This window comes from Caballeronia sp. KNU42, from assembly GCF_053760385.1.
In genome coordinates, this window is record NZ_CM132389.1 from 1,727,740 (window position 1) to 1,752,442 (window position 24,703).

20 protein-coding genes are annotated in these 24,703 nt (G+C 58.6%); 7 read left to right on the plus strand and 13 right to left on the minus strand.

The window, feature by feature from the left end:
- Window positions 1-51 precede the first annotated feature (51 nt).
- The 5 genes from ACSOSP_RS26900 to ACSOSP_RS26920 all read right to left on the minus strand — a co-directional run bounded on the left by ACSOSP_RS26900 (window position 52) and on the right by ACSOSP_RS26920 (window position 7,192).
- A complete protein-coding gene (locus ACSOSP_RS26900) occupies window positions 52-444 on the minus strand; it encodes a hypothetical protein (RefSeq protein ID WP_455311453.1) in 393 nt (130 codons plus the stop codon).
- 14 nt (window positions 445-458) lie between these two features.
- On the minus strand, window positions 459-1,898 hold the full coding sequence (locus tag ACSOSP_RS26905; protein WP_455311454.1) for a hypothetical protein: 1,440 nt from the start codon (window positions 1,896-1,898) through the stop codon (window positions 459-461).
- Window positions 1,899-1,913: 15 nt separating this feature from the next.
- Complete coding sequence (locus ACSOSP_RS26910) at window positions 1,914-2,204, minus strand: PAAR domain-containing protein (protein ID WP_455311455.1); 291 nt, start codon at window positions 2,202-2,204, stop codon at window positions 1,914-1,916.
- Window position 2,205: 1 nt separating this feature from the next.
- Entirely contained in the window at window positions 2,206-3,519 is a 1,314-nt protein-coding gene (locus ACSOSP_RS26915; RefSeq protein ID WP_455311456.1) for a hypothetical protein, read from the minus strand.
- A gap of 97 nt (window positions 3,520-3,616) precedes the next feature.
- Window positions 3,617-7,192 carry a type VI secretion system Vgr family protein gene (locus ACSOSP_RS26920; protein ID WP_455311457.1) on the minus strand — a complete coding sequence of 1,192 codons (3,576 nt, stop codon included), beginning with the start codon at window positions 7,190-7,192 and terminating at the stop codon, window positions 3,617-3,619.
- A gap of 1,100 nt (window positions 7,193-8,292) precedes the next feature.
- Here ACSOSP_RS26920 and ACSOSP_RS26925 point away from each other — a divergent pair.
- The gene (locus ACSOSP_RS26925) at window positions 8,293-10,227 is read left to right on the plus strand and encodes an SMP-30/gluconolactonase/LRE family protein (RefSeq protein ID WP_455311458.1); all 1,935 of its coding nucleotides are present in this window, start codon (window positions 8,293-8,295) and stop codon (window positions 10,225-10,227) included.
- A 48-nt stretch (window positions 10,228-10,275) separates the two neighbouring features.
- Here the strand turns inward: ACSOSP_RS26925 and ACSOSP_RS26930 are convergent, their stop codons facing one another.
- Window positions 10,276-11,403: an MBL fold metallo-hydrolase gene (locus tag ACSOSP_RS26930; protein ID WP_455311460.1), complete on the minus strand. Its 1,128-nt coding sequence runs from the start codon at window positions 11,401-11,403 to the stop codon at window positions 10,276-10,278.
- Between the two features lie 84 nt (window positions 11,404-11,487).
- On the opposite strand from ACSOSP_RS26930, the gene ACSOSP_RS26935 reads away from it, so the two are divergent.
- Entirely contained in the window at window positions 11,488-12,126 is a 639-nt protein-coding gene (locus ACSOSP_RS26935; protein WP_455311462.1) for a TetR/AcrR family transcriptional regulator, read from the plus strand.
- Window positions 12,127-12,326: 200 nt separating this feature from the next.
- Window positions 12,327-12,545 carry a hypothetical protein gene (locus tag ACSOSP_RS26940; RefSeq protein WP_075583274.1) on the plus strand — a complete coding sequence of 73 codons (219 nt, stop codon included), beginning with the start codon at window positions 12,327-12,329 and terminating at the stop codon, window positions 12,543-12,545.
- 179 nt (window positions 12,546-12,724) lie between these two features.
- Here ACSOSP_RS26940 and pstS read toward each other — a convergent pair whose 3' ends face one another.
- From pstS to ACSOSP_RS26955, 3 genes are all read right to left on the minus strand, one after another.
- On the minus strand, window positions 12,725-13,816 hold the full coding sequence (gene pstS, locus ACSOSP_RS26945; protein WP_455311463.1) for a phosphate ABC transporter substrate-binding protein PstS: 1,092 nt from the start codon (window positions 13,814-13,816) through the stop codon (window positions 12,725-12,727).
- Window positions 13,817-13,886: 70 nt separating this feature from the next.
- Window positions 13,887-15,374, minus strand: a complete 1,488-nt coding sequence (locus ACSOSP_RS26950; protein WP_455311464.1) for an MFS transporter — start codon at window positions 15,372-15,374, stop codon at window positions 13,887-13,889.
- Window positions 15,375-15,894: 520 nt separating this feature from the next.
- The gene (locus ACSOSP_RS26955) at window positions 15,895-16,875 is read right to left on the minus strand and encodes a Dyp-type peroxidase (RefSeq protein ID WP_455311465.1); all 981 of its coding nucleotides are present in this window, start codon (window positions 16,873-16,875) and stop codon (window positions 15,895-15,897) included.
- 240 nt (window positions 16,876-17,115) lie between these two features.
- On the opposite strand from ACSOSP_RS26955, the gene ACSOSP_RS26960 reads away from it, so the two are divergent.
- Window positions 17,116-17,991 (plus strand): helix-turn-helix transcriptional regulator, encoded by an 876-nt coding sequence (locus ACSOSP_RS26960; protein WP_455311466.1) that lies wholly within the window; start codon window positions 17,116-17,118, stop codon window positions 17,989-17,991.
- Window positions 17,992-18,166: 175 nt separating this feature from the next.
- On the opposite strand, the gene ACSOSP_RS26965 is transcribed toward ACSOSP_RS26960, so the two are convergent.
- From ACSOSP_RS26965 to ACSOSP_RS26975, 3 genes are all read right to left on the minus strand, one after another.
- Window positions 18,167-18,484, minus strand: coding sequence for a hypothetical protein (locus tag ACSOSP_RS26965; RefSeq protein WP_455311467.1), 318 nt, complete (start codon window positions 18,482-18,484; stop codon window positions 18,167-18,169).
- 196 nt (window positions 18,485-18,680) lie between these two features.
- The gene (locus tag ACSOSP_RS26970) at window positions 18,681-19,664 is read right to left on the minus strand and encodes a hypothetical protein (protein ID WP_455311468.1); all 984 of its coding nucleotides are present in this window, start codon (window positions 19,662-19,664) and stop codon (window positions 18,681-18,683) included.
- Between the two features lie 46 nt (window positions 19,665-19,710).
- On the minus strand, window positions 19,711-19,923 hold the full coding sequence (locus ACSOSP_RS26975) for a helix-turn-helix domain-containing protein (protein ID WP_455313691.1): 213 nt from the start codon (window positions 19,921-19,923) through the stop codon (window positions 19,711-19,713).
- A 100-nt stretch (window positions 19,924-20,023) separates the two neighbouring features.
- Here ACSOSP_RS26975 and yfcF point away from each other — a divergent pair, with 100 nt between their 5' ends.
- Window positions 20,024-20,656: a glutathione transferase gene (yfcF, locus tag ACSOSP_RS26980; RefSeq protein WP_455311469.1), complete on the plus strand. Its 633-nt coding sequence runs from the start codon at window positions 20,024-20,026 to the stop codon at window positions 20,654-20,656.
- Window positions 20,657-20,742: 86 nt separating this feature from the next.
- On the opposite strand, the gene ACSOSP_RS26985 is transcribed toward yfcF, so the two are convergent.
- The gene (locus tag ACSOSP_RS26985; protein WP_455311470.1) at window positions 20,743-21,636 is read right to left on the minus strand and encodes a LysR substrate-binding domain-containing protein; all 894 of its coding nucleotides are present in this window, start codon (window positions 21,634-21,636) and stop codon (window positions 20,743-20,745) included.
- A gap of 401 nt (window positions 21,637-22,037) precedes the next feature.
- Here ACSOSP_RS26985 and ACSOSP_RS26990 point away from each other — a divergent pair, with 401 nt between their 5' ends.
- Both ACSOSP_RS26990 and ACSOSP_RS26995 read left to right on the plus strand, forming a co-directional pair.
- The gene (locus ACSOSP_RS26990; protein WP_455311471.1) at window positions 22,038-22,748 is read left to right on the plus strand and encodes an SDR family NAD(P)-dependent oxidoreductase; all 711 of its coding nucleotides are present in this window, start codon (window positions 22,038-22,040) and stop codon (window positions 22,746-22,748) included.
- 319 nt (window positions 22,749-23,067) lie between these two features.
- Complete coding sequence (locus tag ACSOSP_RS26995) at window positions 23,068-24,090, plus strand: LLM class flavin-dependent oxidoreductase (protein ID WP_455311473.1); 1,023 nt, start codon at window positions 23,068-23,070, stop codon at window positions 24,088-24,090.
- The last annotated feature ends 613 nt before the right edge of the window (window positions 24,091-24,703 follow it).

Below are 24,703 nucleotides of genomic sequence, written 5' to 3' on the forward strand. Positions count from 1 at the left end.
CCAGCTTCAGAGCATCGGCCAATCTTGCGCGCCCTCGTGCACTCGCATGGATTACGACAAGGCTTGCAGCCGCCAGGGCGAACCGTGTTCCCTGTACCAGCGGGCGCGTCCCTCCCAGGTGAACAGTCTGTCCTTGCACAGGCCATCTTCAAGCGCCTCCATGTACATGATGGTTGAGACATAGGAACGCCAAATGCGGATTTTTGACAGAGCTATAGCTCCTGCAAGATAGAGCCACACAAACACCACCACGGTCACCGGATACCACCAGACCGGTTCCCTCTCCCACCAGCCCCGCAAGGCGATGAGCGTGAGCAGAACCGCACACGCGTTACTCAGCAGCAGCCACTTCGTGACATGGGTTTTCATGTAGACCTTGCGCCACCTTTCACGCGACTGCACGCGCGACTCAAGCTGGGCAAAATGGCGTATGTATTTCGGCATATAGCTCCCTTTAATCATCCAATCCAGCCCATCACATAGTCCGCTATCGATTCCGCTGCCGACGCCACTAGCCGCAGATTACGCAGAAGAAATAGCGCCACCATCACCGCCGCAATGATGCATGTGATAACAGTGTCAGACGTGCTCCAGCCCTTCGGCGGAAGCAGCATGGTGACCATCCATACTGACGCGCACACGCCGAATTCAGGAGCCAGCATCGAGTTGTAGTCATATTCCTTCTTCCACGGCACCGCGACGCGCGCCGGTTCTTTCGCCACCACATTCAACGCGATGCCCTGCTCATGAGGCAGCGCGACGAACTGTGCCCCCTGGCCGAAATGCGCCATCTTCGCGGCCAGTGCCTGAAGCATCCATCGCACCACGGGTGCCTGCGGACCTATCGCCGGATCGATCGGATGTTCTTCCGCCTTCAGGTCTGTCTCCCTTACCGCCCCCAGGGTCGCGTGTTGTGCAAGCCCCTTGAGCCGGCTGTGCCAGAAGTGATGGATACGCCCGGTCGGCACCTGTTCGGCCTGGAGCAGCAAGGCAAGCAATGTGTCCACCTGGTCAGCCTCCCCGGTAATCTGGCGCAGCAGCCACGCTTGGCGCTTCAGCTCCGGCTGCTCGTACATCAGTGCGGGCGAACCCAGCAGCAACGCCACCGCCGCTTCCGATTCCGTTTGCACAGCGTCCGGGCCGCCCTTGTGCAGGTGCCATGCGAGCACGAGGCGGTACTTTGGGGTCCTGTCCTCCGCATACCAGCCGTGGCGTGCGGCATCTGCCTCGAACCACGTATCCGCAAACCCAACATCCCTGCTGTTATCCAGCCACCGCACAACAGGCTTGCCCGGTAGCTCAAGCTTGCTCCACATCGCCAAAACCTCGCTGGATAGTTCCGCGCTATCGCACTGCATCACAATGTCGAAGGACCCGGTCTTGGCGGCCTGCGCAAGCCTTGTTGCCAGCGGCGTCAGCAGCGCTTCCAGCAGCCCGTGCAGACGTGTTGCGTCATCCCCTGCCTCGATGTTTCCCAGCGCCATCACCTTGCCGGGGTTCTCGGGCGGGCTGCCTTCAAGTTTCAGCATGCGCTCGGCAAGGTCCGGCTCAGGCGTGAGCATCACGCTGTCGAGCACCGCCACGCCTGTACGGCTTTGCTGCTGCCAGCGGGTGATCTCTATCCAGCGCTCCTTGTTATGGGCTGCGGCGTGCGTCGCCCAGATGTCATAGGTCACCAGATACATCAAGCAGGCGAGTGCTATCCAGCAGAAAAACGGAATGGCAACTGCGTCATGGATGAACCTGTCCCAGTCGATGGAACCCTTCGGCAGGCCAGGCACAACCAAAGCAAGCGCGAAGCACTGGACAATCATATACAGCAGGAGAAAGAACCAGACGGGCAGCGGTTCCACCGCCTCCTGTTCGGACGAAAACTGCGGGTTCCATTGAAAACTCATCAGCGTATCTCACCCTCAACCTTCGTAAGTCCAGTCGCGCTGCGAGGCGATCAGCCGGGGCGGCGGTGTACACCTGCAGCGGCAAAGATCGTTTTCCAGTGCGGGCAGTTTGCCGTCGATGGCGTTCGCTTCGTCGCGCAACCCGCTTGCCTCAATGCACCCTACGGTGCCGCACACGGGACACTGCACACGCGCGCCGATGTAGCTCATACCGCGCTCACCGACGCCCGTATTCTCAATGGCGTCAAGCACGCTCCCGCCTACGGTGGTCCGATCAAGACGAAGAATGCACGCACGCTCCGTCATGTCAGGCTCCTATCCATTCCCAATCGGCGTTACCTTGCCCCTGAACCGGCGGCATCTGCTGTCCCCGACGCAGGGCGACTACGCGTGATAGGTCATACCGGTAGTCCGAAGACGCGTAACCTGGACTGGTGCCGATGCGCGCGACCCAGCGTCCGCTACGAGGGCACTCAGTGCCGGGTTTGCAGAATTGCTGAGTGCCGTCGATGACGTCGAGTGACCACTGCTTGACGGGTGTTGGTGCGCTCGCTTCCCATACCCACTGGACCGGGCCGTCAAGGTTAATGTCAACGGCAGACTCCATGGGCATGCGCACGTTTTCGGTGGTCGCAACGTCGCCCGCTTTGAGGGGCTTCAAGTTCAGGCCGCGATAGCCGCCGCTTGTGCGCACGGCTCGATACAGGCCGTCCTCGGCGAACGTCGCACCGGGATTCACCGGCCAGTACGACATGTCTGCGCGGTGTTGCGCTTCCCACTGCTCGCGCTCTTCGGGCGTTGAAGGGTAATCGTGGTCGAACGTGATACGGGTGGGATTCTTGTAGTCTGAATGAAAATCAACATAGAGCAGACTGGACTGAATTCCGGTCACCTTCATGCTCATGAATGCACCCGCATATAAATCGTAAGTCCCAGCGGAAAACTTATCGATTTTGTTCGTTTTCATCTTCACGACCGTAGCGCTGTGGGGGGCAAGATTAACCTCGCCATCAGGAAACTGTGCAGGATCGACCAGAGTCTGACCGACAAGCCCAAGGCCGAACTTTGCTCCCATTCCGCTCTTCGTATCACTGACACCCAGGCTATCCCTGCCCATTCTGGTGTCCCACCTATCCGGCGTCTTGAAGTTGATCGGGTAGTCGCCACTATTCGTGAATCTGACGGCCACCAGAAATCCGTCCTTGGCACGATCAATTGAAATGAGTGAAACATCAAGTTTCACAAGCTTTCGCCCTTCCTGAACACCTGAATTTGTAAGTGTGTCCACGAGGTCAGCAATCTTTACTACAACATCACGATTAAAATCCCTCACGTAGCTGCTTCGCATCTCTCCGCCGCACTCCGCGATGTAAAGATCGGGAAGCGTCACGTCGCTTTTGGGGTCCTTTGGAGAGCACAACAACTCTGCAAGTTGCTTTGCGGATTCCAGGTTCTGGTTTGCTAGCCTTAGCTTATATATTCCAACTCCGCTTATATTCCGATTGTTAGCTGAATCACCAATCTGAACCTGCAGAACATCCCCGGAAACCGATACTGAATTGTTCCCGTATTTATTGATGCTGCCATCCGCTGCCCCATTTGTCGTGAAGCTAAATTTCATCGTCTGATTCTCCTGGTTCACAGCCTCATCAGCATGAACATTGTTTCCAAGTGCGAAGCACAGCAGGGCCGCTCGACCCGAAAATTTGACCCATAGGCTACGCGTCATAGCCGACCCTCCACAATTTATTTGTCGCGAGCGAAAACTGGCGTCGCACATATTCAAGGTAATAAGGCTTGATGCTGGCTGTACTACGGCCCGGCTGCAGTGGCCCATTAGCACCGTCACCCATCACATTGCCACCGTAACCCCAGCCTTTGGAATCGGACGCAGTATTCGTTGAATGTCCTTGCCAGAACAGGGTTCCTGCTTTTGCATCGACCAGTGAAAAATCGATCTGCTCGTTCTTGATATATGATTCGTGAAGCCAACCGCCCTGGTTATAGTATTCATCAGGGAAGTTGAAATAATGGCCGCATTCATGGGCTTCCACATTTGCATCTGGATAGTCGAGGATTTTTTGATTATCTTGATATTTATGCCTCTCTCCCCAAGACCCTGTGTCCGCCCGAAGCACGAGCGGAAACAGCTTCAGCGTTACGTGCGGGTTGAATCCGGCAATCGGCGATCCCTTGATCGACACGCGAAGGTCAACCTTGAAATTGACCTTCACCCGGCATCCGCATGCCGCACCCTTTGAGCAACCGTCCAGGATCAGCTTGTAGCTGCCCTGATTCAGTACCGCCTCGATACGGCTGATTAACGCCCTGACATCAAAATTTGACCCGACCGCATCGCGGTGGTCCATTTTTACACCCTGTCTCACCATTCCTGGCGTCATACTCGAATGAGCGGAAAACTCGTATGGAACCGACGCCTCGTCAGCAGACACCGTTGTATCACGAACGCCTTTTAGATCGACGGGAAACAGGTCCATCGGAATCAGCATGGCGCGAACTGTGCAAGTAATCGCCTTGCCCTGTTCGCTGTATGCAAATTCGAACGTCGAATCCCGTGAGCCACCACCCCTATATTGACCTTTGGTTACCGGATCTATCCAATTGGTCCGGTCGTTCAGCATGCCCCAATACGATGTGGATTCAATATGCTCCGTTACATCTGCCTTCACGTCCGAAATTTTCCAATCACAGGGAACCGCGTTTGCCAACTTGATGGGATCGGGCGCAACGTAACTTTGCGTCTTATCGTCAGGGCTGTTCAACGTCACCTTGGCCCTCGGCACCTTCGAATCCACATTCGACGGCTGTCCATCGAACGGCGAGAAATCGCTCATCTTTCCCCCACCAGCCGCAGGAGAGGGTGCAGGCACTACCGCCCCCGTATTTACCACGGGAGCCGGTGCCAGTGCGGGCGCGAGCTGCTGAACGAAATTCGCATTCTTACGCCACACCTCGCAATCCGTCGTGAACGGTACGAACTTCGGCGCGAACGCCGCGCCGCTCAGGTCCATCTGCGCGGGACCCACCTTCTTCAACCCGTTTGTCCTGAACAGGACGCCTCCCCGCGTGCCCGCTTCGATAGCATCCGGTGTCAAGCGCAAATACGAACCGCCCACGTTCAGCACGATCTCCTTCGGAGATTTCACGTGCACCACACCCTCCACCGTCTCGACCGTCATATCCTCCTGCGACGCGAGTTGCATTGACCCGCGCTGCGCCTGCACGGCAACCGGACCCGCCGCTGCGATCAAGCTCATGCCCTTCTGCGAGAACACCGACACGAACTCGCGCGCCGCCACGGTGAAGCGCTTGAGCGTGCTGAAGTGCACGCCCTTCTTCGCCGTCGCGATGATCGACCCATCGGCGGCGAGCTGCACGCCATCGCCCGACACCACACCGACCGGCCCCGGTGCAGTAACCAGCGCACCAGGCTGCTTCAGCTGGTCCAGGGCGTCGTTGATCGCTTTCTGCGCGCCGGTATCGGCTGGCGATGCCTTGGAGGCTTCAGCGGACTGTGCCAGTGTCTGGGCAAGCGCCAGCATGTCCTTGAGCTGCGCGATGGTCTCCTGCATGTCGAGTTGATGTCCGCGAGCGCCCTGACGGTTGTAGGCCGTCACCATCGCACCCGCGCCGCCCCGGACAATCGCCTGCGTATCGGTGCGTAGCTCCGCACCGTGGCCGCGCTCGTTCTGGCTACGGTCCACGCTATGCCCGAGGTTCAGCTGGCTCTTGCTATGCTCGGTCGCGAGCTTGATGTGCTCACGGCCATGACCGTCCTCCATCTGGAGGGTGTTGTTGGAGCGGGTGTGCAGCGTGTTGCGCGTGCCCCAGGGGTAGGTTGAAGTAACCGGGTCGGTATGCTGTGCGGTATGCAGCACCTGGCTGATGAACGGAAGGTCCGGGCAACCCCACAGAAAGCCCACGGTCACGATGGTCCCCTCAACCAGACCGAAATGGAAACCGGTCTGGCCCGCACCCGCGAATGGCTTCGCGAGTCGCATCGGGCAGCTTTGCAGCCCTGGCGTACGCTTGTCCTGATCCGCATGGACGTTCACGATATAGCAGCCCTGCTCATTCAGATACGGAGCTTTGTAGTTACCGGGTGACGCGATCGTGCCGGTGATGACCCCTTCGATCCTGGGCCACGTGGATTCAAGCAGAGGCAGCCGATACTGCCGGGGGAACTGGAGTTGCAGGGTGGACGGAATCGCGGTGAATTCGGCGTGATAGGGGCTCTTCCGCGATGCGCTGCATTTCACCCGAACAGCAAGCATCCCATACTTGGCGTCGGGCAGTTCCCGATTCGAGAGCTTTAGAATGCAACCCGGCGCAAGGTCCAGTACGGTGCAAGTGCCTTCATACACCACTTGCGCGGCTAAAGCCGCTTCCTGCCGCAGCAACGCTTCTTCCTCCGCGTCACTCTGGTTCAGGTCCGGCGTGCCCCACGTATACGCCTCGCCATAGGTGGTGCGATCTTCCCTGATCGCACTGACCGCTTCAATCGGTTCGGAGAGCCGATTCTCGGTGCTGAACGTGCGCACCTTATAGCTCGCCGGCAGAGTGGTCGCGGTCATTTTGAGCGAATTGACCGACTCGGCGCCCGAGCTTTCCAGGCCGCTGTACTCGCGATAAGGCACCTCCAGGCGAAGGTCCCGGCGATAGTGCGTGAAGTCATCCCCAAACCGCACGTTCTCGCAATGCTCGCCTTCCTCGCAGACGAACCAGATGCCGGAGCGGCGGCATAGCCGCGTGATGAAGCTCAGGTCGTCCTCATTCCACTGCATCACGAAATCACGTTTGCGATACGTTCGATAGAGGTTGAACTCGAAGCTGGCCCGTATCCTGTCGAATTCGTGTTCGCCCAGGATCTGCCCGATGATTTCCGGAAAACTCTGGCTAAGGAAGAACCGGCACTTCGGCACGTTACACAGCAACGACAGGCGAGACTCCAGCACAACCTCATAGGTGCTTTCATCGCGATTGCTGCCGAGATGGCTGAAGAACGTGAGCACTCCCTGCACTCGTCGTTCGGGCTCGGGCGCGGCCATCGTGAGCAGATTGAACGGCGTCTGAATCACGAGCGTCGCGGGCCGGTTCAGGTAGTCGATGTGCGACAAGTCCGCCTGCGGATGCGTGAAACGAATGACATAACGGGAAGATTCGCCGATAGCCCGCTCGCCCTCGAATTCAATGATGTCGGCCAAGTCGGCGCTGCGAGTTTGTGGCATATCGAGGCGATAGTGCCAATGCTTGTAAACTACTTTTTGATCCAAGTCCCCTCCTGCTAGATAACAAGATTTCCACGCAGAACGGTAACGAATTTCGGAGCCGAATGAAATGGAGCAAACTCGAAAACAACGTCATATTTTGTCGTTTTTATACGTTGTCCGAATAATAAAAATTAACTGACTACGGCTTAAAAACAGGGATTACAGCGTGCACCTTGAACCGAGCATGCGGCTGATAGGCACGGCACGTCCGGTATCGTAGGCTGGATTCTCATCTCAAAAACGTGATTTTTTCTCAAGGCACTTGCTGTGTTTTCTATGAACACGCGGGGGACCGCGCAACCCGAACGGGAAACAAAACCGCACAAGGCGGGCAAGGAAGCCGACCACAAAGGGGTATAGATGGGTGATGGCTTGCGTGTGATGTCGGAGATGGTAAACAGCATGCCGGTTCAATGTGTGCATCACGCACGCGAGGGCGACATAAGACAACTCCGAAAGGCCGTACATGACCGCAAAAAAGGGGCGGCCGAAGCCGTCCTGTGAAAGACAAAACCACCTACCCCTTTGCGGGCTCGGAGATCAACGCCTCTCCAAGAGTCGCCCAGGGTATTAGGCCTCCATTTTCCGTCGTTCGAACCTCCTATGTTGATCTGAATGCTTGGCGCTGAATTCGTTGGTCTGCGAACATATTTCCGGCGAAAAATCAAATCGGTCAATTCGTCAGTTTTACATTTCGGTCGTTCGTAGCGCACTGATTAGTCTTGCCGATGACATTGCGTTACACCACGCTATTTATTTTTGATTTTTTATTGACGACTTTCCGGCTATTTTAGATTTATGATTAGTTCTCGCCGTATTTTCTTACGGCGAGTAGAAAAACGCGACCAGACGGTTTCGCGAGAATAAACCCCTTGTAAAGCGTAACGTGCAAAGGGCAGATGACTTATGCGTTCTAAATCTGTATTAACCGCAAACAATAAACTCGGCCGCTCAACGCAAGCGTCCATTTTTCGATGCGAACGCTCTTTAATGCCCGCGCCCGGCACAATCAAGCGATAAACCCGTGTGAATCCCGGCCAAGGGGATTTTATTGCCGTGCATTCTGCCTCCACGCCAGTCGACCATTTGGGAGACCCTTATTCATGTTAAAACAACTCACTCATGCTTTCTTTGCTGCCGCCGTGCTGATCGCGGCCATTGCGCCAGAGTGTCAGGCGCAATACACGACCGACTGGATTGCGAACACCTATGGAACGAATTCCACCTACGTTGGTAATGGTGCTCGTTCCATATGGGTCGCGCCCGAGGGAATTATCTATACGGCTTCACTGTGGGACGAAAATGAAGGCGGCGTCGCCATATACGGCAACCGCCAGAACATGGGTTCCATCGGAATTCATAACGAATTCCAGGGCAGCGCCATTACGGGCAATGCAACTTCAATCTTTGCAGCATTGCAATATGACAGGACTAATGGCAGTGGCTGGGTGGGGCGATATAACCGAACCACTAAAACACGCGATCTCTCCATTTCCGTCAGCGCGACAACGACCCAGAAGCGTGGTGACGTGATTACCGGACTCGCGACATCAGGCTCTCTCCTTTATGCGAGCGACTTCCCCGGAAATCGCGTCCGGGTCTTCACCACCGACGGCGTCTGGCAGAGCGATATCAACGTAGCCGCTCCAGGGGCGCTCGCGTTGGACAGCGCCGGCAATGTCTGGGTCGCGCAAGAGAGCGCCGGCACGGTTGTGGAATTCAGTCCGGCAGGCGCGGCTTTGAACACGATCCAGATGCCGGCCACGTCCCGCCCGAGCGCGCTGTATTTCGACGCAACGGCTGGACAGCTTTTGGTCGGCGACGAGGGGCCCGACATGAACATCAAGATCTACCAGACCGCCGGCGTTTCAACTGCGCCAACCCAGGTCGGCACGTTCGGCATCCAGGGCGGATATCTCGACACAACGAGTGGCGTCAAAGGCCAGGTCGGGGACAAGCGCTTCACCCGCGTGGCGGGCATTGGAAAGGACGCCGCGGGCACCCTGTATGTCCTCAACAACCCGTGGGGCGGAACCTGGGACCTGGGCCGCAACGGCAATACCGACATCCACGCCTACAGCAGCTCGGGCACCTTGCAATGGACGCTTCAGGCACTCAACTTTGAAGGCAACGGCGCACCGGACCCCGGGACAGACGGCGCAAACTTCTACGGAGGTTTCAACGTCTACACGGGCACCGCGGGCGGAACGTTCGTGGCGAACACCGTCGATCCGATCGACTATCCGTCCGATCCACGTATCAACATCAATGACACCCAGCGCGGCCAGCACTTCGCGCAAATCGCCACCGTCGGCGCGAACCGGATCATGGTGGCAGCCGGCCAGAATCCAGGGATCTTTTACTTCTTCCACTTCAACGCGGCCAATGGCTACATCGCCATACCCGACGCTTCGCTGCCTGGCGCGGCGTTCAATGCCACTGCGCTGATCACGGGAGGATTCTGTCTCGACAGCAATGGCAACGTCTGGGCCGGCCCCGACCGGACGAATCGCATCTACTACTATCCGCTGACCGGATTCGATGCCAACGGCAAGCCGAGCTGGGGAGCAGGTGTTGCGTATGCCACGCCGAGAACCATCCTGCCATTAACGCGGATCATCTACCTGCCGGAGAGCGACACCATGATCCTCGCTCAAGGCATAGTCGGGAGCACGGACTGGACGTCGATAGGAACAAGGGTCGAGGTCTATCACGGCTGGCTTGCGGGAAACCAGAGCTCGCCGAATCCGGTGATCAACCTCACCAGCGCGAATCCAAAATCGCTCACGGCCGCCGGCAATTACCTGTTCGTCGGATACGTCAACACCGTGCCCAACATCGACGCCTTCAATCTCACTACGGGCAGCTTTGACACTACATTCATCAATAGCAGTCCCGCTAGCGTGGACGTAGGCAACAATGTTGATTCGATGTACGGCCTGAGGTCATACCTGCGATCGACCGGTGAGTACGTGGTCACGAAGGACAACTACAACCAGTCCAGCATCATTGTTTATCGATGGACGCCGGGGTCATAGCGTCAGGCGGGAGTGATCGTCAAGAGCGCCGAGCGTCGATAGTTAGCCCTACGAATTTGCTTCACCCGCATTGCGACAGAAAAACCGGCGCCGCAATGTCCTGGGCGCTTGCACGACCTCGGCCACCTCGCGCCACCACCGCTGACCGCGGTGCGGCGCGGCCAGATCCAGCCGTTCTCCCATGCGTGGCGTTGCGAGCGGAATGCCATGCGCACCGGCGAGCCCCATCACGCGCTCGAACGGCTCCTGCCAGCGATGCATCGCCAGGTCGAAGGTGCCGTTGTGGATCGGCATCAGCCACTGGCCGCGCAGGTCGAGGTGGGCCTGCACGGTTTCATCGGGCTGCATGTGCACGTACGGCCATTGGGCGTCGTAGGCGCCCGTTTCGAGCAGCGTTATATCGAACGGACCGAGCCGTTCGCCAATCGTCTTGAAGCCGTCGAAGTAGCCTGTGTCGCCGCTGAAGAAGACGCGCAAATCGCCGTCGACGATGACCCACGAGGCCCACAAGGTGCTGTTGCCATCGAAGAGACTGCGGCCGGAAAAATGCTGCGAAGGTGTTGCCGTGAACGCAAGACCGTCGATCTCCACGCCCTGCCACCAGTCGAACTGACGAACCTTCGACGCGTCGATACCCCATTCGATCAGCCGGTCGCCCACGCCTAGCGGCGTCAGGAACACGCTCGTGGAATCCGCAAGCGCAAGCACCGTCTCGCGGTCCAGGTGGTCGTAGTGGTCATGGGACAGAATCACGCCGCGCAGCGGCGGCAAGTCGGCGAGCGCAATGGGCGGTGCATGAAAGCGTTTGGGGCCAAACCGCCGGAACGGCGATGCCCGTTCAGCGAAGACCGGGTCGGTCAGCCAGAACTGACCGCGCAGTTTAATCAGCATGGTTGAATGACCGAGGCGAAACAAGCTTTGGTCAGGCGCTGCGTCGAGTTGTTCGCGCGTCAGCGCATCGACGGGCAAGGGGCTTGCAGGCACGGTGCCGGCCGGTTTATGCAGCAGGATATTCCAAACTATGCTCAGGGTCTTGCCGATTCCTTCCACGGGACGAGGCTTGACATTACGGAAGCGCTCGCCGTCGTGCTGGGTTGAGGAGTCGAACGATTCGCGACCGCGTTGCGCTGCGGTCAGCCCCAAAGCACGGCGGATAGAACCGGTGAACGATGTCATGGTGTGGCGTCCCGATACGGAAAGTAGACTGTGCAGTGTAGTTTATCCTATAAAAAAGTAAACTGCCTGGTGTAAAATTTGTCGATGAACGCTACTGCCAATCTCACTGCGAACCTAGCCTCAAACCCGCTCCGCCTGACCGATCGCAAGCGCGCTGCGGTGATCGCTGCGGCTATCGAAGAATTTCTCGCGGCGGGTTTCGACGCAACCAGCATGGACCGCATCGCAGCCCGCGCGGGGGTATCGAAGCGCACGGTCTACAACCATTTTCCAAGCAAGGAAGCGCTGTTCGCCGCCATCCTGCGGCAGTTGTGGGACTCGAGTGATTCGGGAGAGGCGCCCGCTTATTCCGGCTCTGAGCCGTTGCGCGCGCAGTTGCTCCAGTTGCTGTTGAAAAAACTGAGTCTTCTGAACAACGAAGCGTTCCTGTCGCTCGCGCGCGTGGCGATCGCGGCAGGCATCCATTCGCCGGAGCGCGCACGCGACATGGTGGCCCGCATGGGCGAGCGTGAAGAGGACCTGACTGTGTGGATACGCGCTGCCGCCGCCGATGGCCGGCTCAAGACATCGGACCCTGTGTTCGCCTCGCAGCAATTGCAGGCTCTCGTCAAGGCGTTTGCTTTCTGGCCGCAGGTGACAATGGGGCAGCGGCCCCTCGGCAAGGCTGAACAAAAGCAAGTAGCTGAATCCGCCGCCGATATGTTTCTTGCACGCTACGCATAATCGGTGCACGACGCGCATGACGCGCATGACGCTTGCGGTTTCATCGGATTGAACGCAGGGCCAACGTGCCTCGTAATCTCCAGTTACAGCACCTTTGCGATAGCCCGATCGGGTTCACGCAAGTGACACCGCATTTCACTATCGTGGTGACGCTCACTCCTATTGTGGAGTGAGCCCTGTTGCAGATACCGGAGACTTCCATGAGCGATCAACACGAAGTTCATCACCATCATCACGAAGCAGCCAAGCACCTTGATTCGGCCGCCAAGCATCATCGCGAAGCAGCCAAGCACGCCGAAGCCGGCGATCACGAGAGTGCGAGCCACCATGCCCACCTGGCGCATGGTCATGGGCTGCACGCGGGCGAGCACGCTGAACATGCGGCCAAGAAAGCAGCGCACTTGCACAGCGGCCACTGATTGATTTAGTTTGACCCGGTTGTTTCGGACAACGCACAAAGTTCCAGTGTGTTGTCCGGATGCCGGCACTTTTCTTGCGATGGACGGTGCGTAAGTGGTGCAGTGATCCCGCAGCGAAGGCGGCACACGACAACGAACCGGGTTGCCGCGCCCGCTGGAAGATTCCGCTTGAACGGCGCTTACTTGATCGATTGGACCTGCGCCTGGCTCAGTTCCCACGTATGCGGCGGGAGCGGAATGAAGTGCACGGTATCGAGGTATGCCTCATTGGTCTCGGACGGCACGATCGACCAAAGCAGGAACCTGCGCAACGCCGCCGCGGTCGTGGCGTCAGGCTGTTTTGTGGAAACGACGGCGTACTCGTAATTGACGAGCGGGTAAGCGCCCGATGCCGGCGCGAACACAAGGCTCAGACGTTCGTCAGCCGGTGTGCGCGGACCGAGCGAAGCAGCGCCCGCCGTGATCGTGTCTTTGCTCGGCGTGACAAACTCGCCTGCTCCATTCTTGAGGGCGGCGGTGCCCAGATGCGCGGCCGCCAGCTTGTCAGTAAAACTGACGCCGACATAACCGATCGAGTAGGGCGTCGCCTGCAGCGCCTGCACCATGCCGGCGTTTCCCGTTGCGGTCGTACTGCCGGACACAGCAGGCCATGAGATGGACGTGCCGTATCCCTGGCTGCTTTCCCAACTGGGCGTCGAGAACGACAGGAACTGGGTGAACACGAAGGTGTCTCCAGAGCCTTCGGCGCGATGGATCGGCACGATCGGATTATGCGGCAACGCCACGCCCCGGTTGAGCGCGGCGATCTGCGGCGCATCCCAGTTGCGAATCTCGCCGCTATAGATGGCGGCGAGCACGGGCCCGTCCAGCTTGAGGTGCGTCGCGTTGAGGCCGGGCAGGTTGTAGTTGACCGTCTGCGCGGCAATCGCCAGCGGGATGTTGATGATCTGCGGGTGTTGCCGCATCTCGGCATCGGACATATAGGCGTCGGATGCGCCGATGTGAACCTTGGCCGCCAGCACCTGCTGGATACCGGCCTCGGAGCCGGTCTCGCCCACCGTAATGTGGACGCCGGGATGCGACTTCGTGTACTCGGCCACCCAGGTCGTGAAGAGCGGATACATCAAGGTCGAGCCGGTTTCGGTCAATGTAAGGTCCTGCGCATCGGCCACTGCGCTCGCCATCAGGCAGAACGCAGCCATGCACAGCGGCAGGGCGGCGAACCGGTGCGGGCGCAACCGCCGTGCCGGGTTTTTATAGAGCTTGGTCATGCAGGTCTCCGTCGCGATACTGGAACCAACTCTTGCAAATGGAAGTTCATGGCGGTGCGTGAACGCGCGCTTATTTTCCAATGTCGTCAAGGCTCACGCCGTTTGTCTCGATGCGAAACATCCACGTCACCACGGCGCCGAGAATCGATGTGGCCACGAGAATGTAGAGAAGCGGACCGGTGCCGATGCCCGTCAGCAGAATGGGGAAAAGAAATGCGGTCGCGACCGCGCCGATCTTGCCGACGGCTGCCGCGAACCCGGCGCCGGTGCCGCGAATGGCGGTCGGAAACACTTCGCCTGCCAGCAGGTAGGTCTGTGCGTTCGGACCCAGGTTGGTCATGAAATTGAAGAGCATGAAGCCGGCGAAAATCACCACGGTCTTGGTCGAGCCTTCAAAACCATCGGAGAACGAAGCAATCAGCAAGCCTGCCGCGCAGCCGATGAAGCCGACCACTTGCAGCCAGATCCGTCCGACCCGGTCCGCGAGGATGACCGCGAAAATGATGCCGACGATCAGCAGCATGGTGATGAGGGCGGAGCCTTTGGCTGCGAGTATGTCGTTCAGTATCAGGTCGCTGACGCTGCGGACATGATCGGGCTTGCTGCCGAACGCCGCTGCGAGAATGGTCGGCGTGAAGATGCCGATGCCGTACGTGCCGAGATCCTGCAGGAACCACGGTACCGAAGCCAGGATCGTGGCTCGCAGGTTGCGCCGCGCGAACAGCGCAAAAAAGCTCTGCTTGCCGCCGTGACCGGAGGCGGCCATATCCATTTCGCGCGACAACGCAATGTTCGTCGGGTACTGCGGGCTGCGCACCAGCAAGCGCTGCGCAGCGGCTTCCGCCCGGTCGACCGCGCCGCGAATATGCAGCCAGCTCGGGCTTTCGGTGATATAGAAGCGGCCGATGGTCACCGCCAGCGCCGGGATGATCGCCGTGCCGTACATCCAGCGCCATGAGTCGAGGGTGGGGATGGTCGAGAGCACGAGGAAGCCCACCGCCGTACCGCCGAGCGCGCCCAACGCCTGGAAGCCGAACGCGGCCAGCACGAGCTTGCCCCGGCTGCTGCTCGGGATGCTTTCGGAGATGATCATGTGCGCGGTCGGGTAGTCGCAGCCGAGCGCCACGCCGAGTCCGAACAGGCAGATCACGAGCGAGGTGAAGTTGGTGCAAAGAACGAGCAGCATCAGGAACGCCACGAAAATGATCATCTCCACGATGAACATCCGCTTACGCCCGAAGTAGTCGGACATGCCGCCGAGACCTACCGCGCCGACCAGGATGCCCATCAGGCTCGCGGCGCTGATGAAGCCGTTCTGTGCCGCACTGATGCCGAACTCGCGGGAGATCAGCGGGAGCGCCACGCCCGTCATGAAAACGACGAATCCTTCGAAGAACTTTCCCGCTGCGGCCAGCGCCCAGATGCGCCATTGCATCCCGGTCATGGGCACCGACGCGAGATGTGTTCCATCGGGCCACATCGGGTGCTCGTCGATGTACTGCTGGACCGATTTCACACCGTTGCTCTGTAACCTCTCGGACTCTGCCACATCATGCATAACTCGCTCCTGGGGCAATTGCGGCTATTGCGATGGCGATCAGACGCTGGAGAGCAGTTCCCCGCGAGCGTCCTCGCCGCGTCGAGCGTGCCTTCTTGCGGCGCGCGGATCTGGTTATTGCTGGCTGATGCAACACGTCTCGTTCTATTGTCGAAGCGGATCTTTCGCCGAGAATGTGCGATGCCAGATTTCCATCGTGACGGGGGCAGGTGTCGTGCGGATGACAAGAGCAGGTCGAAGGGCTGCTAAGGTTTGTAAGCTTGGGGCCCGTGAGTAGGGAAGGTCTATGTATTCGCGGCTTCGTCGTCGATGAGAGCGTGCGTGGTCCGCGTGCCGCTTTAAATACGCGCTATTTATCGGCTTAATCTATTTGTATGGATTCCCCGCAAGTCATCTTTTTGAGGGGCGTAGCGGCGCTTTCAGGTTGTAAGTTATCCAAAGCGTTTCGTTTTAACGGAGCAGCGTTGCCAGCCACGATTCCTGGCGTAGCAACGCGAGCGCGTGTTACCGGTTCCAGCAATCACCCAGCCGGGGCCGATTCATTCGCCGACGCCTGCGGATCACGATCCGCAAGGTCCTCCAGCATGGAAGCCGATGGAACAAAGAACAGGCCACCAGTGACCGCGCGGCTGTAGTCGAGAAGCCGGTCGTAGTTGCCGGGAGGGCGTCCGACAAACATGTTCTCCAGCATCTGCTCGATTGGCTCGGGCGAACTCGCATAGCCTATAAAGTAGGTTCCAAACTCGCCCGCGCCCGGGCGGCCGAATGCCATGTTGTGACGCAGGATTTTCACTTCCTGACCGTCCTTTTCGATCGTCGTCAGCGAGCTGTGCGAAGACGACGGCTTGATTCCGTCTGCAAGCTCAACATCGGATAATTTCTTGCGGCCGATAATGCGTTCCTGCGCCTCGACTGGAAGTGCGTCCCAGCCAGCCATGTCGTGCAGGTACTTCTGCACCATCACATAACTGCCGCCCGAAAATGCCGGATCCTGATCGCTGATCAGGGCGAACTCGACCGCCTCGCGGCCCCTCGGGTTTTCGGTGCCGTCGACAAAGCCCACCATGTCGCGCAGGTCGAAATAGCGGAAGCCATGGACTTCATCGACGACAGAAACCGCGTCGCCCATGCGCTCCATCAATAAAGCGGCAAGTTCAAAGCAGAGATCCATATGGTCCGCGCGGATGTGCAGCAGGAGGTCCCCGGGCGTGCCAATCGCGCGGCGTGCGCCCTCGCCAAACTCGCGGAACGCATGCAGGTTCGCGGGGCGTGGCGCGCCGAAAAGCGTATCCCAACCGTCAGAGCTGAACCCGCACACGCACGAGAGGTTGGCCGGAGGCGCGCGCGTGCCCACTGCACGAACCAGGCCGGCGACGTCAGCGCATAACGCGCGCACCGTGCTTGCGCTATCGGGACCGGCTTTGAGCGTGGCGACCATGAAGATCGCGCTGCGGGAGATGGAATCGCAAACAGCTTGAGGCTCTGGAATGTCGGTAGGCATCGGATGAATATTCTCGATTGGTCAGAGAGTCTGGCGACCGGCGGCGCGCTTTATCGATGCCAGGACTCCGTTGCGGGATGTTTTGACAAGGTTAGTCAATTCCGGGGATCGGCGCGAGCTTTCGCCGGACAAAGACAGGCATGCGATGCTTTCCCAAATGATCGAGAGGGCAATGTACGAGGTAAGATCATCCCGTTAAAATAGTGACGTTATCCAGGTATACCTCCTGACAGGTTGGACATGCCCTACGCGAACCAGAACGAGAGTGCGAGCGCGAACGACAACCGCCTCGGCAATTATCTGAAGAACAGGCGCACGAAGCTCGACCCCGCGAGCTTTGGCTTTTCCGGCAGCCGGCGGCGCACGGCGGGGCTTCGCCGGGAAGAGGTGGCGCAGCGCGCCAATATCAGTGCGGCTTGGTACACGTGGCTGGAGCAGGGGCGCGGCGGCAATCCGTCGGCCGACGTGCTGGACCGAATAGCCAAGGCACTGATGCTGACGGAGGTCGAGCGCGAACACGTGTTCCTGCTTGGCCTCGGGCATCCGCCCGAAGTCCGCTATCGCGGCGGTGACGCGATCACACCGCGGCTGCAGCGCCTGCTCGAGGCGTTGCCGTATAGCCCGGCGATTGTCAGGACGGCGACGTGGGACGTGGTTGCGTGGAACCGCGCGGCTGCGGCCGTGCTCACCGACTACGGCTCTTTGCCGCCCGAACAACGAAACATCCTGCGCATGATCTTCTGCGATCCCCGCGTCCGTGCTGCGCAGTTCGATTGGGCAAGCGTGGCCCGTTTCGTGGTGAGCGCCTTCCGGATCGATGCCGCACGCGCTGGCGCCGACGCCGAAGTGGCGCCGCTCGTCGATGAACTGTGCCGGTCAAGTCCCGAGTTCGCCGCCATGTGGCGGGACAATGAGGTGCAGACCTACGGCGACGGGGTCAAGCATCTGCGCCATCCCGTGCTCGGGCCGATCTCGCTGGAATACTCTTCCTTCGCGGTCGATGGGCGGCCGGATCTGCAGATGGTTGTCTACAACCCGGCGACACCGGCCGATCAGGAGCGGATTACGTCTCTGATCGAGGCGACACGGGCAAACGCTTCGTATCCGGCTGCTTAAGACTGAAATCATCTCTTGCCGGCCCGTTGCGCTGCAAGGTCGCGAGAAACGCCTTGAGTTCATCCGGCGGACCTATCGCGGCCCTGTGTCCTGAAGCGCCGACGACTTGCGCTCAAGCTTGGAAAGCGCACGCACGGCGCCGATGAGGGCAACTCCGTAATCGGTGCCGCGTGCTCTACCGCTTGGGGCCTTTCATAATTTCGGACTCCATCGCGGCAGTGCGCTCCTCGCTCGCCTCGATGGCATCCATCTCTTCTTCCACGGAACCCATTGCGCGCTCGGCGGCTGCTTTCGTCTCGTCTGCCGAGGCGTCGAATTCGTCGTCTTCGTCACCCGGGGGTTGTAGCATGTCCTTGAGCATCGCGCTTAGCTCCGACGTGTCCCAAGGCAGGCCGCGCTGCTTCTGCAATTTAATGTAGTGCCTCACTTCCGCATCCTGCTCCGGGGTGAGGGGCAACCCGCGAAAAGTGGTATCAGGATCAAGGTCTGTCATGGCTTTCTCCGGCGTGCGCTTGCCTCGTTAGTGTAGCGCCGTTACGGATCCGTGATGCTGCGATGCCGTGAAAGGGGTATTTCCGACGTTGACGATTCGATGTGGGACGCGCATTCACGACAGGCTTAGCCGACCCTGAGCAGGTCCTCTTTTTTTGAAAGCGGACGGTCAGCTTGGCAAGCCGCAGGCATGTAATTCAAGAATTGAAGAGTTGCCCCACGATGGACAAGAAGCCGCCACGTATCTCACTCTTGTTCTCGCGGAACCAGACCATCGCGACCGACGTTGCTGCTTTGGACTCGCCGTCCGGATCTCCTGCAGGAGCGAGGAGTACCGCGCCGGCTGGAAGCGCCGCCGCGGGAAATCCGGCGGCCTTTTCCATGAAGGTAACAAAATGGCCGGGACCCAGCTCCCTCTTCCGGTCGTTCCATGATGTCAGGTAACTTACCTTTTCCACGCCGAAATCGAGCACGAAAGCAGGGTTACGGAAGTCCTTGAAGCGGTACGTCAGCCAGTTTTCGAAGACCCGCTTGATGAGCTGGCCATGGTAGAAGTAGACGAACTCTTCATACTGCAGGTTCCACAATCGAATGAACAGCTTCTTTGCCGTTATTGCTTCGGCAGCCCACTTCGGATCGGGCGCGCCGACGAATGGTGCAAGCCGCTGACGCTCTGATAGATCGTAGAGCTCAATGAAGATCTCTCCGTAGGTTTTGTGACAGGTATTGAGCAGGTTGATTCTGGCGGCTTGCCAGTTTCTTAACCCAACCAGCATGGTGATCATCGCAGCGATGAGGGCGATAACCAACGCAGCTATTGCGAACGTATATTTCGCCCCCACCGCCACATCTCCAGCAGTTGCGGGAACCGACTCCACATCGACGTGCAATGGCTGATCCAGGTTTATCCGGCTTCCAGGCTGTAGCGACACCGAAAACGAATACGATGACGGCCCGCCAGGGGCTACGGCGGTGGCTGTCGCGGAGCCCGGCGCAACCGGCGACGAACTGGGTTGATTGGCTTGCGCGTTCGTGGTTGCTTGATTGATCGGCGCCGAGGAAGCTGCCGCATCTGGCGCGGCTGAAGCTGGAGTCTGCGCCGAGATTGGAGTAAATGGTACGGCCAGCGTGAAAGCCATCACAGCAAGGCCCGAGATTAGGCGAGCTATTCGTGTCTGCACGATCGGATCTCCCGTCTATCGGCGTGCCTTCAGCCGAGCGCCACAATTATAGGAGGACGCCGCGATGACAACGAAGGTATACAACCGCGTTTCCGTCTGGAAGCGAACGTTTCTCGAGCAGGAGCGACAGGCTCGCAGTCTTGAGGAAGGACGCGCAACCATGGAACGGGCAATCGACTTGCTCTTCGAGCTTGCGCATCTGCTGACTGATCGCACTGTGAGTCACGTGCAATTCCGCAGCAGCTTGCGTCCGCCGCATAAGCCAGTGATCGCCCACAGGCCCATACCTGTCAGCCGAATGCGGTCAATCACCGTATATCATCAAGCCCCGTACGAAAGTAACAGCCAAGGAGAAAGCTTTGGAAGAAAGTCGTCTTCGCTTATATGCCGACGCTCAGTTTGCGAGCCCCTACGCCATGTCGGTTTTCGTGGCTCTTCACGAAAAGAAATTGCCGTTTGATCTGTCGACTGTGGATCTTGGCGGTCATGCGAATCGCGAAGCAAGCTACGCTGCCAAGTCGTTGACGCAGCGCGTACCCACGCTGACGCATGGAGATTTCAGTTTGTCGGAGTCTTCGGCAATAACCGAATATCTCGACGATGCATTCCCGCAGACAATCGTATATCCACACGATTACCGTCTTCGAGCGAGAGCACGTCAGGTGCAGGCGTGGCTCCGTAGCGACCTGATGCCTATCCGACAGGAGCGCCCGACGGAGGTTGTGTTCTACGGATGTCGCGGAGCACCACTCACCCCTGCAGCAAGCATGGCGGCGCAGAAGTTGTTTTCAGCGGCTACGGCTTTGCTTTCGGCTGATACAGCGGATCTATTTGGAACGTGGTGCATCGCCGACACTGATCTGGCGTTAATGCTAAATCGCCTCATCCTGAATGGCGATCCGGTACCGGGCAAGTTGGTCGATTACGCCACGCGTCAGTGGGAGAGACCCTCCGTGCAGCGATGGATTGAATTGAACCGTCCTCCGCTTTGAACGAGGTCGGCGTTATGAACCAAAGCGAAATTTGCTGATATCTCGCGAGCTGACAAGCAAAGCTCTGCTTTGGCCGCAAACGACCACTAGACCGAGATCGCTTTGAGTTCGTCGGCAAGATAGGCAACAAATGCGCGGGCGGCCGGCCGGGCGGCCCGAGCGGCGGGATAAACAGCGTTGGCTTCGATTGGCTCGACCGCCCAGTCCGGCAACAAGGCGATGAGCCGGCCATCCGACAGCTCGGCACGGCACCCCCAGAACCCTGTTGCCAGAATCCCGAGACCGGCAACGGCCGCAGCCGTGGTCCCTTCGTTCAGGGAGATAGTCAGGCGTCCCTTTCCGTGGGCCATAGTCTTGTGTCCATCCTTCTCGAAGCTCCATCCTCGCACTCCGGCGCCCGATGGCGTCATGATGAAGGTATGTTCCGCGAGATCGTCCGGCTCGATTGGCGTTCCCCTGCTGGCCAGATAGTCCGGTGAGGCGACCAGCATGCGGGGGCAGCGCCCAAGCATCGTGGCGGTGGCATTCGAGTCCTTCAATAGTCCGAAGCGAAACGCCACATCCACGCCTTCGATGATCAGATCCTGCCGCTCGTCGGCCATTCGCAATTCAACGTGCAAAGCCGGATGTGCGCTCATGAACCGTCCTAATCTCGGGATAACCTCGCGGACCCCGAAACTGGTCGACAGGGCAATGCGTAGATGGCCTCGCAGCTCCGCGGTTCCTCGCGCAGCGTGATCCGCTTCATTCAGCGCGGAGAGTATGGCTTCAACACGGGCGAGGTAGTCGGTACCCGCTTCCGTCAGCGTGACGGCTCGCGTGCTTCTCACGAATAGCGCAGCGCCGACTTCCTCCTCAAGTTCCGAAATGCGCCGCGATGCCGACGGTTGGCTTAAGCCCAATTCCCGGCCGGCTTTAGTGAAGCTCGATGTGTAGGCAACCCGTACGAACAGCTGAAGGGTCGATAGTTTGTCATTCATTCGCGCGGAGAATAACTGAAAGTCATCCGGGCATTCTACCGCTATTAGCGTGAATGAATCACTATTCGATTCACACGAGGATGAGGCGGTAAAACCGACTAGGCATCGAAATTAATTCTTGAAGCAAGCCCGTCAGTGCAAGGCCGATTTCGGGGCAAGGCCGCTCTCACGGAAGCAGAGAAAGTCGTCCGCGCGACGACGGCCAGACCGTTGCGATATGTCGCTACACAAAGCGGTATGGCGAGTATCGCAGTTGATTTGCCAATTCGTTCTCGCTACGCAAGATTGTTTGTCCGGCACGGGTATTCGAAAGCTAGCGCAACGCGCCCACATTAAGGTCTTTCGGAGCCGCCGGTTCAATCGGCGTCAAGCCAAACAACACCATTTTTCTGGAGTTAAGCATGAGCACGTCACAAAAGGTTGTCGTCGTTACCGGCGCATCGCAAGGCATTGGTGCCGACGTCGTCAAGGCATTTCGCAAACTCGATTACCGCGTCGTTGCGACGGCACGTTCGATCAAACCATCGGAAGATCCGAACATCCTGACGGTCGCCGGTGATATTGGGGATCCCGCAACCGCTCAACGCGTCATCTCCGAAGGCGTTGCAAAGTTCGGCCGGATCGACACGCTGGTGAACAACGCCGGCATTTACATTGGCAAGCCTTTCACGGAAAACACACGGGAAGACTACGCCGCAGTGATGAATGTGAATATGGCCGGCTTCTATTACATTACGCAGCTCGCCATCGCTGAAATGGAGAAGCAGGCGGGCGGCCACGTGGTGAGTGTGACTGCGAGCGTCGTGGACCAGGCGATCAGCGGTGTGTATTCGGTACTGGCCGCGCTGACGAAGGGCGGTCTGAACGCGGCAACGAAGTCACTGGCGATTGAGTACGCCAAGAAAGGGATTCGCGTGAATGCCGTTGCGCCGGGGGTCATCAAGACGCCCATGCACCCCGCGGAATATCACGACATGCTCGATGCCTTGCATCCGCTGGGAAGCATGGGCGAGATGAGCGATATCACCAACGCGATTCTGTTCCTGGATTCGGCGCCGTTCATTACGGGAGAAATCCTGCACGTCGACGGCGGCCAAAGCGCCGGCCGCTAAGCACCGGGAGTTTCGGGCGCCGCTGACGCTCAGTAGGGCGGTTGCCAACAGATGGCCAGTTACGCACACCAGGCGATGGACAACGGGATGACCCTGGCGCAACTGGCGTTCTGCTTAGGCTGGCCCAGTGCCGCTACGGCACGCCCAATCCTGAGAGATGCCTTTGAGAAGCGGCTCAAATGAGCGCTTCGCAGCGACTCGCAAGAGCTGGATTCTGCGACGTTTACGCGGTTCCAGTAAGATCACCGCAAAGTCGAAGCATGCTTATTCGGCTAGCTTCCTGCGATCCTGCATTTGCTCTTCTCCGGTTGATGTATCCATGAAAAAGATTGGCTTTCTTTCTTTTGGCCACTGGGCCAATTCTCCGCATTCGCGGGCACGCTCGGCGGCAGATGTGCTTCTGCAATCCATCGACCTGGCGGTCGCCGCCGAAGAACTCGGCGCAGATGGAGCGTTCTTCCGCGTCCATCATTTCGCTCAACAATTGGCATCACCTTTTCCATTGCTTGCAGCGGTTGGCGCAAAAACCAGCAGGATCGAAATTGGCACGGGTGTTATCGACATGCGTTACGAGAATCCGCTCTACATGGCGGAAGACGCGGGCGCAGCCGATCTGATTGCCGGTGGACGATTGCAACTCGGCATTAGCCGAGGCTCGGGCGAACAGGTCATCGATGGATGGCGATACTTCGGCTACGCACCTGGCGAGGGCGAAACGCATGCCGATCTGGCGCGCCACCACACGGAAGTCTTTTATGAGGTGCTGCGCGGCAAAGGCTTTGCGCAGCCGAATGCAAGGCCCATGTTTGCGAATCCGCCTGGCCTGCTGCGGGTCGAACCGCATTCTGAAGGCCTTCGCGATCGCATCTGGTGGGGTTCGGGTTCCGACGCAACTGCGGTTTGGGCGGCAAAGATGGGCATGAATCTCCAGACCTCGACATTGAAGAACGACGAAACGGGCCGTCCCCTTCATGTCCAGCAAGCAGAGCAGATCCGCGCATACCGTGAGGCCTGGAAAGAGGCGGGACATACACGACAGCCGCGCGTGTCGGTCAGCCGGAGCATCTTCGCGCTCATGAACGATCAGGACCGGATGTATTTTGGGCGAGACACTCAGAGCCGGGACTCGGTCGGATTTCTGGACGACGATGTCCAAAAGATCTTCGGACGCAACTACGCCGCGGAACCTGAAGTGCTCATCGCGGAGCTGGCAAAGGACGAGGCGATCGCATCGGCCGATACCCTGCTGCTCACCGTGCCCAACCAACTGGGCGTTGAATACTGCGCGCACGTAATCGAATCGATACTCACGCATGTCGCCCCGGGGCTTGGTTGGCGCTAGAACACAACACCTTTTGAAGGGCCGGCAAATGGCTGGGAATCTTGCTCAAATGTGCTATTCGACGCGACGATGAGTGAGCTTAGCAATCAACCTATTCTGCTGGTTTTTCGGTAGGGTGTTTGGGAATGATCCCGATGATGATGATTGGCAACGCGCGGCGGATGTTTTAACGCCAGAACAAGTCGGTACGCGAGATAGCGCGTCCAACAAGCCTGTCGCGCAACACTGTTGCTAAGTATGTGGAGATTGAAGTTCAGGATGGCGAAGTATTGGTGGCGCTCGCCGGACCCTGGATTCTGATTCAATTGGGTTGGATTTCTAGTTGGAACATCCAGCAAGAAGTCCGGGTTTCAATACCGGCGCTCTTACGCGAACTAGATGAAACCATCTGCCGGTTACGCCGGCCTTGCCTTGGCAGTCGGCCACGTCTCCCAACCGCGATCTTCCACGCCGAGAACTTTTGCCACCTGTTCTCGCAATCTGTTTAAGTCGTCGGCGAAAGTTTCGCGGGTTTGACCCATCGCTAGAAAGATTTGTTGCAGAGTCACGCAGTCCCAAGAATTTCCGGTACTAAGTTCCAGGATGACTGAGCTACCGGTCCACCGAGCTCGAA